Origin of the sequence: Prevotella sp. P4-67 (genome assembly GCF_002251325.1) — a bacterium.
Lineage (GTDB): Bacteria > Bacteroidota > Bacteroidia > Bacteroidales > Bacteroidaceae > Prevotella.
On record NZ_NPJL01000077.1, the window covers coordinates 1 to 11,107 of the forward strand.

The 11,107-nt window shown below is 48.8% G+C and carries 8 protein-coding genes, 1 rRNA gene and 2 pseudogenes; 10 read left to right on the forward strand and 1 reads right to left on the reverse strand.

Features of this window, described 5'->3' with window-relative positions:
- Position 1: 1 nt before the first annotated feature.
- The 10 genes and pseudogenes from rrf (at position 2) to CIK92_RS12890 (ending at position 10,756) form a co-directional block, all read left to right on the forward strand.
- Positions 2 to 112, forward strand: a 5S ribosomal RNA gene (gene rrf, locus CIK92_RS12845).
- A gap of 371 nt (positions 113 to 483) precedes the next feature.
- The gene (locus tag CIK92_RS12850; protein ID WP_094389335.1) at positions 484 to 1,086 is read left to right on the forward strand and encodes a DUF6621 family protein; all 603 of its coding nucleotides are present in this window, start codon (positions 484 to 486) and stop codon (positions 1,084 to 1,086) included.
- A 6-nt stretch (positions 1,087 to 1,092) separates the two neighbouring features.
- On the forward strand, positions 1,093 to 2,319 hold the full coding sequence (locus CIK92_RS12855) for a saccharopine dehydrogenase family protein (protein ID WP_094386278.1): 1,227 nt from the start codon (positions 1,093 to 1,095) through the stop codon (positions 2,317 to 2,319).
- 16 nt (positions 2,320 to 2,335) lie between these two features.
- Positions 2,336 to 3,367, forward strand: coding sequence for a recombinase RecA (gene recA / locus CIK92_RS12860; RefSeq protein ID WP_022311312.1), 1,032 nt, complete (start codon positions 2,336 to 2,338; stop codon positions 3,365 to 3,367).
- A gap of 287 nt (positions 3,368 to 3,654) precedes the next feature.
- A complete protein-coding gene (dnaK, locus tag CIK92_RS12865) occupies positions 3,655 to 5,556 on the forward strand; it encodes a molecular chaperone DnaK (RefSeq protein WP_022311311.1) in 1,902 nt (633 codons plus the stop codon).
- Between the two features lie 734 nt (positions 5,557 to 6,290).
- Positions 6,291 to 8,384 (forward strand): hypothetical protein, encoded by a 2,094-nt coding sequence (locus CIK92_RS12870; RefSeq protein ID WP_094389336.1) that lies wholly within the window; start codon positions 6,291 to 6,293, stop codon positions 8,382 to 8,384.
- A gap of 25 nt (positions 8,385 to 8,409) precedes the next feature.
- Positions 8,410 to 8,610 carry a hypothetical protein gene (locus tag CIK92_RS12875; protein WP_094389337.1) on the forward strand — a complete coding sequence of 67 codons (201 nt, stop codon included), beginning with the start codon at positions 8,410 to 8,412 and terminating at the stop codon, positions 8,608 to 8,610.
- Between the two features lie 330 nt (positions 8,611 to 8,940).
- Positions 8,941 to 9,240 (forward strand): annotated as a pseudogene (tnpB, locus tag CIK92_RS14260) (IS66 family insertion sequence element accessory protein TnpB); the annotation flags it as partial.
- Between the two features lie 62 nt (positions 9,241 to 9,302).
- The gene (locus CIK92_RS12885) at positions 9,303 to 9,632 is read left to right on the forward strand and encodes a helix-turn-helix domain-containing protein (RefSeq protein ID WP_094389339.1); all 330 of its coding nucleotides are present in this window, start codon (positions 9,303 to 9,305) and stop codon (positions 9,630 to 9,632) included.
- Positions 9,629 to 10,756, forward strand: coding sequence for a type II toxin-antitoxin system HipA family toxin (locus CIK92_RS12890; RefSeq protein WP_094389340.1), 1,128 nt, complete (start codon positions 9,629 to 9,631; stop codon positions 10,754 to 10,756). Before CIK92_RS12885 ends, CIK92_RS12890 begins: the two co-directional genes overlap by 4 nt.
- 69 nt (positions 10,757 to 10,825) lie before the next feature.
- Here CIK92_RS12890 and CIK92_RS14145 read toward each other — a convergent pair.
- Positions 10,826 to 11,107: pseudogene (locus CIK92_RS14145) on the reverse strand (hypothetical protein); the annotation flags it as partial.

Consider the following 11,107-nt stretch of genomic DNA (forward strand, 5'->3'; position numbering starts at 1 on the left):
CAGGCGGTTATTGCGGTGGGGTCCCACCTCTTCCCATTCCGAACAGAGAAGTTAAGCCCACTTGCGCCGATGGTACTGCAATGCAATGCGGGAGAGTAGGTAGCCGCCCTTTTTCACGAAGAGCCTTGGTCACGACAGTGACTGAGGCTTTTTTCGTTGGTACATGTGTCATATTTGGGCAAAGATGATGATAGTTGCCATCCGATAATCAAATTGAACGTAACTTTTTTTGAGGAAAAAGGTAAACAGTCTCGATGAAATGGAAAAGGCGGCTTGTTTTGGATGGTTACTTTTTCCTAATGCCGATTTGGGATAAATGATAGTTCTCCGGCGTCCGTCCCCGTGTAACCCACCCGTCCACACGCTGCAACCACAACAACGCTACACTCCGCCTTGGGGATAGCCACTGACTAAACGATGCGGGTGGTCAAAATAATTGGTTGGTTCTTGATTTATATCGAAAAAAAATGGTACATTTGCATCATGAATATACCTGAAACAGGCAATATAAAATGGAGCGAGACGGTGATAATCGTCGATGCCGATTTCCTGGACCATGTGGCTTTTGACCTCATAGTCAACTTTGAACGTATGATAGGCCGCCGCATCCCCCAGGCCGATATGGCGCAGTGGGCTGTGTGTGCCGCTCTCGACGGCGGACTTCGCCCCGGAACCCACGAGACCCAGGTGGTGCTGATACACGATGCCGGCTCGCGCATGATGGCCAACTTTGCGCCGGCAGACTATGAGGCTGAGCTCGACGGCAAGGCCTTCGCCGACGAGCAGTTGGGCGAGTTTGTCTTCAGCCACATCCCCTCGGGCGAGATGGCTGCCAAGCGCGACATCATCCTCGACCTGCTGAGCACGCTGCTCGGCCACGAGGAGGTAAAGCGGCTGGTAATAGTGCCCGACGACCAGGATGCCGAGCTGATGGACATCGTGAGGTCTACGCTGCGCAACGCCGATGACGACAAGCGCATCACCGTGATGGCCATGCAGCCCATGATGGGCGGCAACTTCCGTCAGGAAATCTTGGGCTACTCGTTGATGAAAGCCTTAGGAATAGAATCTAATGAAATAAAATAAAGTGAAATGAGCAGAGTATTGATGATTGGCGCCGGAGGCGTCGCAACGGTAGCGGCATTCAAGATCAACCAGAATGCCGACGTGTTTACTGATTTCATGATTGCCAGCCGTCGCAAGGAGAAGTGTGACAAGATAGTCAAGGCTATAGGCAATCCCAATATTAAGACAGCACAGGTGGATGCTGATGATGTGGAGCAACTGAAGGCTCTCTTCAACGACTTCAAGCCCGAACTGGTAATCAACCTGGCCCTTCCCTATCAGGACCTCACCATCATGGAGGCCTGTCTGGCTTGTGGCTGCAACTACCTGGACACCGCCAACTATGAGCCCAAGGACGAGGCTCACTTCGAGTACAGCTGGCAGTGGGCTTACAAGGAGAAGTTTGAGCAGGCTGGCCTCACCGCCATCCTCGGTTGTGGTTTCGACCCCGGTGTGAGCGGCATCTATACCGCCTATGCTGCCAAGCACTACTTTGACGAGATACACTATCTGGACATCGTAGACTGCAACGCCGGCAACCACCACAAGGCTTTTGCCACCAACTTCAACCCCGAAATCAACATTCGTGAGATTACCCAGAAGGGTCTCTACTATAAGGACGGTGAGTGGCTCGAGACCGAACCCCTGGCCGTACACCAGCCCATCACCTATCCCAATGTGGGCCCGCGCGAAAGCTATCTGATGCACCATGAAGAGCTGGAGAGCCTGGTCAAGAACTATCCCACCATCAAGCAGGCACGCTTCTGGATGACCTTCGGCCAGCAGTATCTCACCTATCTCGACTGCATCCAGAACCTCGGCATGTCGCGTATCGACGAAATCGAATACGAGGCTCCGCTCGCCGACGGCTCGGGCAAGAACGTGAAGGTGAAGATCGTGCCCCTGCAGTTCCTCAAGGCTGTGCTGCCCAATCCTCAGGACCTGGGCGAGAACTACGACGGCGAGACCTCTATCGGCTGCCGCATACGTGGTATCAAGGACGGCAAGGAGCGCACATACTATGTATACAACAACTGCAAACACCAGGAAGCCTACAAGGAGACTGGCATGCAGGGAGTAAGCTACACCACCGGCGTGCCTGCCATGATTGGTGCCATGATGTTCTTCAAGGGACTCTGGCGCAAGCCTGGTGTGTGGAATGTGGAAGACTTCGACCCAGACCCATTCATGGAGCAGCTCAACAAGCAGGGACTGCCATGGAACGAGGTGTTTGACGGTGACCTTGAACTCTAAAACCTGAATAATCATTATGGCAAAGAAAGAAACAAACGAGGAAATGCAGCTGGCACAGGAGGGCAAACTCAAGGCGCTCCAGGCTGCTATGGCCAAGATAGAGAAGGACTTTGGCAAAGGCTCTATCATGAAACTGGGCGACCAGAACATCGAGAACGTAGAGGTGATTCCCACCGGCTCCATCACGCTCGACATTGCGCTGGGCGTGGGCGGCTACCCCAAGGGCCGCATCATCGAAATCTATGGTCCCGAGTCGTCGGGTAAGACCACTCTCGCCATCCATGCGATCGCAGAGGCACAGAAGCAGGGCGGCATAGCTGCCTTCATCGACGCCGAACACGCCTTCGACCGCTTCTATGCAGCCAAACTGGGTGTGGATGTCGACAATCTGTGGATTTCGCAGCCCGACAACGGCGAGCAGGCACTGCAGATAGCCGACCAGCTCATCAGTTCGGCTGCGGTAGACATCGTGGTAATCGACTCGGTGGCAGCTCTTACACCCAAGTCGGAAATAGAGGGTAGCATGGGCGACAACAAGGTGGGTCTGCAGGCACGCCTCATGAGTCAGGCGCTGCGCAAGCTCACCGCCACCATCTCAAAGACCAACACCACCTGTATCTTCATCAACCAGTTGAGAGAGAAAATCGGCGTGATGTTTGGCAACCCCGAGACCACCACCGGCGGTAATGCGCTGAAGTTTTATGCCTCGGTGCGTCTGGACATTCGCAAGGGCTCGGCCATCAAGGATGGCGACACCGTGATAGGCAACGAGACCCGCGTGAAGATTGTCAAGAACAAGGTGGCACCTCCCTTCCGCAAGGCCGAGTTTGAAATCATGTTTGGCGAAGGTATCTCCAAGACCGGAGAAATCCTGGACCTCGGCGTAGAGTATGACATCATCCAGAAGAGTGGCAGCTGGTTCTCCTACAATGGTGCCAAGCTCGCCCAGGGCCGCGACGCCACCAAGGCGCTGCTGCGCGACAACCCCGAACTGTGTGATGAACTCGAAGCCCTCATCAAGCAGGCTATCGAAGAGAAGAAAGACTAAGACCGCATAGACCATAAGGAAGCTCTCCCTGAACAGGGAGGGCTTTTTTTGTGCCATTGCGCGCGTGCGCGCACGTACCTTTATATTATATATACCCCTGGGCGGCCCATCTGTGGCAAGGGCGAGGCTGGCGACTGTCACACTTTTGGCAGAAATGGCCATCGCGGGAATGACACAACTGACATATTTGGCAGATATTTGGTGCGCAAGTCGTCTCTTGGCACACCTTTTGTATTGAGATGGTTGTAAAAATAATAACGTAGAATAAAAATAAAAAATATACAATTATGGGAAAGATTATTGGAATCGACTTAGGTACAACAAACTCTTGTGTATCTGTATTCGAAGGCTCAGAGCCTGTAGTTATCACCAACAGCGAAGGCAAGCGCACAACTCCTTCGGTAGTAGGTTTCGTCAAGGACGGCGAGCGTAAGGTGGGCGACCCCGCCAAGCGTCAGGCCATCACCAACCCTACCAACACGGTATTCTCTATCAAGCGTTTCATGGGTGAGACCTATGCACAGAGCCAGAAAGAGGCTGAGCGTGTGCCTTTCAACGTAGTCAACGAGAACGGTTATCCTCGTGTAGACATCGAAGGCCGCAAGTATACTCCTCAGGAGATTTCGGCCATCATCCTGCAGAAGATGAAGAAGACTGCCGAGGACTATCTGGGTCAGGAGGTCACCGACGCCGTAATCACCGTGCCTGCATACTTCTCTGACTCTCAGCGTCAGGCTACCAAGGAGGCTGGCCAGATAGCTGGTCTTAACGTACAGCGTATCGTCAACGAGCCTACCGCAGCCGCTCTGGCTTACGGTGTAGACAAGGCCAACAAGGATATGAAGATTGCCGTATTCGACCTCGGTGGCGGTACATTCGATATCTCCATTCTGGAGTTCGGTGGCGGCGTGTTCGAGGTACTCTCTACCAACGGTGATACCCACCTCGGTGGTGATGACTTCGACCAGGTTATCATCGACTGGCTTGCCAACGGCTTCAAGGCCGACGAAGGCATCGACCTGACCAAGGATCCTATGGCTATGCAGCGTCTGAAGGAAGCTGCCGAGAAGGCTAAGATAGAGTTGTCAAGCTCTACTTCAACCGAAATCAACCTGCCTTACATCAGCGCCGAGGGCGGTGTGCCCAAGCACTTGGTTAAGACCCTCACCCGCTCGCAGTTTGAGCAGTTGGCCCACAACCTGATTCAGGCTTGTCTCGTACCTTGCCAGAACGCTATGCGCGACGCTGGTCTGCAGGCATCTGATATCGACGAGGTCATCCTCGTAGGTGGTTCAAGCCGTATTCCTGCCGTTCAGACTCTGGTAAAGAACTACTTCGGCAAGGAACCTTCCAAGGGCGTAAACCCCGATGAGGTAGTAGCCATCGGCGCTGCCATCCAGGGTGCCATCCTCAACAAGGAGAGCGGCGTGGGCGACATCGTATTGCTCGACGTAACTCCTCTGACACTGGGTATCGAGACTATGGGTGGCGTAATGACCAAGCTCATCGACGCCAACACCACCATCCCCTGCAAGAAGAGCGAGGTGTTCTCTACCGCCGTTGACAACCAGACCGCTGTGACCATCCACGTACTCCAGGGCGAGCGTCCTATGGCTTCTCAGAACAAGAGCATCGGCCAGTTCAACCTTGAGGGAATCGCTCCCGCACGTCGTGGTGTGCCTCAGATTGAGGTAACCTTCGATATCGACGCCAACGGTATCCTCAACGTAAGCGCCAAGGATAAGGCCACCGGCAAGGAGCAGGCCATCCGTATCGAGGCTTCGTCTGGTCTGAGCCAGGAGGAAATCGACCGCATGAAGGCTGAGGCCGAGCAGAACGCTGCTGCCGACAAGGCTGAACGCGAAAAGGTCGACAAGATGAACCAGGCCGACTCGATGATTTTCACCACCGAGAACTTCCTCAAGGACAACGGTGACAAGATTCCTGCCGACCAGAAACCTGGCATCGAACAGGCTCTGCAGCAGCTTAAAGACGCTCACAAGGCCGCTGATGTAGCAGCTATCGACAGCGCCATCAACAACCTCAACCAGGTAATGCAGGCTGCCAGCGCCCAGATGTATCAGGGTGGAGCTCAGCCCGGTGCAGGTGCTCAGCCCGGCGCAGACCAGCAGACCAACAGCAAGCCCGATGACAATATCCAGGATGCTGACTTCGAGGAGGTTAAGTAATGCCGAAAGGTAAACAGATAATAAACAATAAGCAAAAGCGTGCAGCTCAATGAGTTGCACGCTTTTTGCGTTTTGTAGGATTCTGTTACAACCATATCCACAGCAAGAAGAAACTTCTCTTTCCTTTGGTTAGACTGGATTGAACTATTGAACTCTATGGGGGACGCATGGAGAGGCACGTAGTGGGGGGGCTTTTGTTGTATCTGGTATGGGCCACACTTTACGCTCCTAACAACCCGATCCACAGCAGAAAGAGTCTACTATCCCTTTGGGATGGCTGGGATGGGGCTTCTGGATAAGGGTTCTCTTGTGGGCTTGGTGAGCGACTTGTGCGCCTTTTCTGCCCTGATTACTGCGATTATTGTGTGCATTGCTGCGTTTTAATATAATTTAACCCACGCGACCTTGCTTTTTAACACCTTTGTTGGCCTTTTGTCATAAATATGCCGTATTTTTGCAGAAAATTAACGCTGTAATGGTTATTTTGCGCTCCATCCACGACCCATCCATTGCCCCGCTTGCCTCTGCGAGTGGTGCGTTGCGTGTCGCTTGGCGGTGCTGAGTACCATTTCTGTTTACACCTATTTTATATATAACCCATTCAACTACTGATATTCATTAACAATTAAAAACTATAAACATTATGACAAAACATTTACGATTAATCATGCTATCCCTACTTGCAATGATTTGCATGGGGGGGGTATTCGCAGAGTGACGAACTGTACAAAACATTGTCTTTCCCAGATGAAAAACAAGATGTTAGCGGTGTTTCCTCCTACGAAAAAGATTGGACTGCAACAATCGGAAGAGATACATGGACTATAAGTAATTTTAATAATAACAATTGGAAGAATGGTTGGGAATCAATCAAATGTGGACGTAAAAATTACGCTTCTGAAGCATCAATTGCTACAGATACTGACTTAGGCGCTGCTATAACCAGAGTAGTTGTTAATTATGGAACGGTTAAGAATGTTACCGATATAACTTATTGTCGTCTTACGGTTGCTTATGATGATAAATTTCAAAATATTATTGAGCGAAAAAAAACTACTCCATTAACTCCAACTACAAAAAAGACAGAATTTGTAGTTACTAATCCTAAAGAGGGCCTGTATTATAAAATAGAATATAAATTAGCAGAATCTTCTGCTAATGGATTTGTCGAAATCAGCAATGTAGAATATTACAAGAAATCCGACAAGGCCGATTCAGAGATTAAGTTCAAAGAGGCAGCCAAGGAAATAGAGCTGAATACCAAAACGATGCGTCTGTCCGATATGATAAGCAATCCTCACAATCTACCCCTGACTTATTCTACTTCAGACAAAGAGACCGCAGAAGTGTTGGATGGTAGATTGCTTTTACACAAGACTGGAAAAGTTACTATCACCGCTTCTTTTGCAGGTAACGACACCTATGCCGCAACTTCAACATCAATGGAGCTGACAATCGTGGACAATCGCCAGGATGCAGGCATCCATTTCGCCAAGGATAGTTATACTGCAGACATTGCTAAGGGTACTTTCAATGGAGCAGAACTTGTAAACCCCAATGGTTTTGGGGTAGTATATGAAATAACTCCCACAACTGGGGGCGTAAGTATTGCGCAGGATGGTACTGTGACTTATCCAGCTGTAGATGCTACATATACCGTTACCGCACAATTCAATGGCGATGATACATATAAGCCCGCTACTGCTACTTATACACTGAATGTGGTTGACCCTAACTTTGAGACGAGAATTATTGAGTTTGTGGCTGGCGTGGATAAAGGTACAGGCGCAAATACCAACAGTATAAAAGATGATATGATTTCAAAGGGTATTGTAACAGTATCTTCAACTCGTGCTTGCTTAGGTTTGGAAGGCAAAAATTATTATGCATTTTATAGGCCTGTTGATTCAAATAGTGGTATTCATACAATAAGCACAAGAATGGGAACTATTACCAAAATCGCCTTTGAGGCAGGAAATGGGAAGGAACCATCAAAAGCAAAATTTGAAAAGGGATCATACACAAAAGACAACGATGGCAACAAGAATTATACTTGGACAGGTAGTGAAAAGAATATCATATTTACGGTAAGTGAGGGTACATATTATTCCAAGATTACCATAACCGTTAGAGTTCCTGTAGCCAAGGATTACACTCTTAACGAGACTGCTACAGATAATACTATTGAGGATTATGAAAATGCCAATGTTACCTTGAAGCGCACATTCTACCAGGATGGCGAATGGAATACTCTCTGCTTGCCTTTCGCTGTGGCTAACGCTGCAACTGCTTTTGATGGCGCAGAGTTGCGCGAGGTAGACACCAAGAATAGCAATGGCAACACCATCGTCTTCAAAGAGGCAACAGCCATTGAGGCTGGCAAACCATACCTGATTAAGTGGGCTAACTCATCAGCAGCGGCTGTTAATGTTGAGAAGAAATTCGAGGGCGTAACTCTCGTTGCTGCTGCTACTCCTGTAGTGGTAAAAGAGGGGGGTATCAGTTTCAATGGTTTCTACAAGATGACCGAAGCCAGCGAGTTGGGCGCATTTGTTGCTGCTATCGGCGCAGAAAACAAGCTGTTCAAGGTAACCTCGGGTGAGATGAAGGGCTTCCGTGCCGCTTTCGTCCTCAAATCTAACACTCCAGCTTCAGTCATCAAGCTGGTAATAGACGGCACAGCCACTGGTATCGAAGACCTGGTAATCGACGGCGTCAAGGCCAACGGTCGTGTGTACAATCTGAACGGCCAGTTTGTAGGCAATAGCCTCAATGGTTTGCAGCCCGGCCTCTATATCCAGAATGGCAAGAAGATAGTAGTAAAGTAATTAACATCTAAATATATATATGATTATGAAGCAAAAATATATTATGCCCAAAGCAGAACTGATCGAAGTAAAAGCCAGCGCCATCCTCGCCGGCTCGAACGTCATCACCAGCGACGATCGCTTAAACTTCAATGAGCCCACTATGGGCAACGGTGACGGCGGTGCAGCCCGCTCAATGCGTTTCGACGTGTGGGAAGACATCGACGAGACCAACGGATATAAATAACCGACCGTCGGGGGCAAGGGAAGAATAAGCCCCAGCCCATAGAATAACCAAACCAGCCCCCATGCGACGAATGAGTTGCGTGGGGGCTAATTGTTGGTACGCACGGCATGAACATTGTCTAACGGGTTAAAGTCCTGAGGCGCAACCATCCGAAACAAGCCGCCTTTTCCATTTCGTCGAGACAGATTACCTTTGTCCTCAAAAAAAGCTATGTTCAATTTGAATGAGGACAACCGTATTGTTACGGCGCAGCATCATACTGATATGCGCATGGGCGTGAATGGTATGTGTGGGCAGGTCCGGCAAGTGGGTCTGTAACCGGCTAATGGTGACGTGTATATATTTGTGGGCAAGTCTCACACGACAATGAAGTTGCTCCATTGGGAACGTGGAGGAGATGTGATGTACTACAAATGTTTGGAGCAAGGCCGTTTCCACCCTCGCATATTACTTTGTCAGGGCATAGGCTTCAGGTCTATGCGCTGGGATGAGCATGTACTTCTGATGGAAGAAATGTTTGAATCGTACTTTTTGCCGTTCAAAAGAAATAAATTCCACCTTTTGCACTACCCTTTCGTCATTATATTCATAAAAATCATCAAATTATTGTTGATTGTGACGGTTATTTGAAATAAAAGCAGTACCTTTACAACTGATAACATTTTATCTATAAATAATCAACACAGAATACAATGAATAATATATTATCACTTTTAGATAATTTCACGCTTGATAATGCTGATGACATCGCCAAGTCATTGGCTAATGATTTCCGTAAACGTCGCATAGAGAAGAATCTTACTCGTGAGCAGGTTGCTGAGAAGTCGGGCGTTGCTGTAGCAAATATCGTGAGATTCGAGCAGAAAGGACTCATTTCGCTGAAGAACCTCATTGGCATTGCTATGGCTATGGAATACACGTCTGAGGTAAAGAATATATTTTCTGAGCCAAAGTACTCAACAATGGAGGAACTGACTCAGATACGCAAGAACACTGGTAAAACGAGAGCACATAAGCAATGAACAATATAGATAGACTAACTGTAAAATACCACGGTGAGATTGTAGGAGTAATCTCGCTGACCCCTGGCGACAAGTGTCTGGCTTTTGAGTATGATCCTCGCTGGCTTGCAGAGGGATTCAGCATTTCGCCATTGGAACTTCCGCTGAAGACTGGATTGTTTCTTGCAAAGCCAACAACTCTGTATGGTGACTTCGGCATCTTTGAGGACAGTCTTCCCGATGGCTACGGTCGCTATCTCCTTCACAAGGCTTTGATGCGTGAAGGCATTGATGACAGGAAACTGACTGCCATTGAGCGACTGAGCATCGTAGGCAATAGCGGCATGGGAGCTTTGACATACGAGCCTGAGGCCATCATATCAACAGGAGAAAATATTACCGACTTCGACTTACTCCAAGAGAAGGCTCTGGAAGTTCTCAAAGAACAGCAGGACACAGACGCTGGACTTCTGCTCTACAACAGCGGTAACAGTGGTGGTTGCCGTCCAAAGGCAGTGTTCTCAGACGCAGAAGGACATTGGCTTGTAAAATTCCGTCACACATACGATCCTAAAGACATGGGACTGCAGGAATACCATTACAATGAGATAGCACGCAAGTGTGGCATCGATGTTCCAGACTTCAAGCTTACCAATGGCAAGTACTTTACAACTAAGCGATTTGACCTTACCGACGATGGCGAGCGCATCCATACAGCTACTGCAGGTGGTTTGCTATGCCTTTCACTGTCTGAGCCTGTGCTTGACTACAGCAACTTGCTTGCTTTGACTGGCTACATCACACAGAATCCAAAGTATGTGGAGGAAATATACCGTCGCATGGTATTCAACTACCTTACCGACAACAAGGATGACCACTGCAAGAACTTCAGTTACCAGGTTCGTAAGGATTCAAATGGCAAGTTCATCTGGCATCTTGCTCCTGCATACGACCTTACCCTATGCACAGAAGGCTACAATGGTCAGCACGCTACATCTGTCAACTCTACCGGCTACCCTACTCTTCAGGACTTCATAGCCGTTGGGACAAAGATTAAAATGGGCGAGAAGCGTTGCAGGGAAATCTTTGATGAGGTTTATCAGAAATGCGGTGACCTTCTGCTCAATGACATTACAAAGAAATAACAGGAATGGTATAAACATTTTTTGCACAGCATTGAAGCAATGGCAAAGCACCTATAGGAGCTGTTGTCACTATGCAACTTCAGTAAATCGCAACCATCCGAAACAAGCCGCCTTTTCCATTTCATTGCTGTCCGCTAAAACTCTAAAGAGCACAAATTCCCCGCCCGAAGTCCTGAAATGGGACTCTGGGCTTGTTTTATAAAAAGTAAGCCCCTCTCTAATCACCTGAACCATTTTTGCCCAGTCTTTTTCTGGTTCCTCAAGGAAAGTATAGCAGTTCACATAATACATGAGCATGATTCTTACCATTGATGCCAATCCAGAAAAGCTCCAAGAGCGTTTGATGCGCTT

What these genes read in the sequence shown, in the direction of transcription:
- CIK92_RS12855 (WP_094386278.1), top strand. Translation starts at nt 1,093, where the DNA reads ATGAGCAGAGTATTGATGATTGGCGCCGGAGGCGTCGCAACGGTAGCG.
- dnaK (WP_022311311.1), top strand. Translation starts at nt 3,655, where the DNA reads ATGGGAAAGATTATTGGAATCGACTTAGGTACAACAAACTCTTGTGTA.
- recA (WP_022311312.1), top strand. Translation starts at nt 2,336, where the DNA reads ATGGCAAAGAAAGAAACAAACGAGGAAATGCAGCTGGCACAGGAGGGC.
- CIK92_RS12890 (WP_094389340.1), top strand. Translation starts at nt 9,629, where the DNA reads ATGAACAATATAGATAGACTAACTGTAAAATACCACGGTGAGATTGTA.
- CIK92_RS12875 (WP_094389337.1), top strand. Translation starts at nt 8,410, where the DNA reads ATGAAGCAAAAATATATTATGCCCAAAGCAGAACTGATCGAAGTAAAA.
- CIK92_RS12850 (WP_094389335.1), top strand. Translation starts at nt 484, where the DNA reads ATGAATATACCTGAAACAGGCAATATAAAATGGAGCGAGACGGTGATA.
- CIK92_RS12885 (WP_094389339.1), top strand. Translation starts at nt 9,303, where the DNA reads ATGAATAATATATTATCACTTTTAGATAATTTCACGCTTGATAATGCT.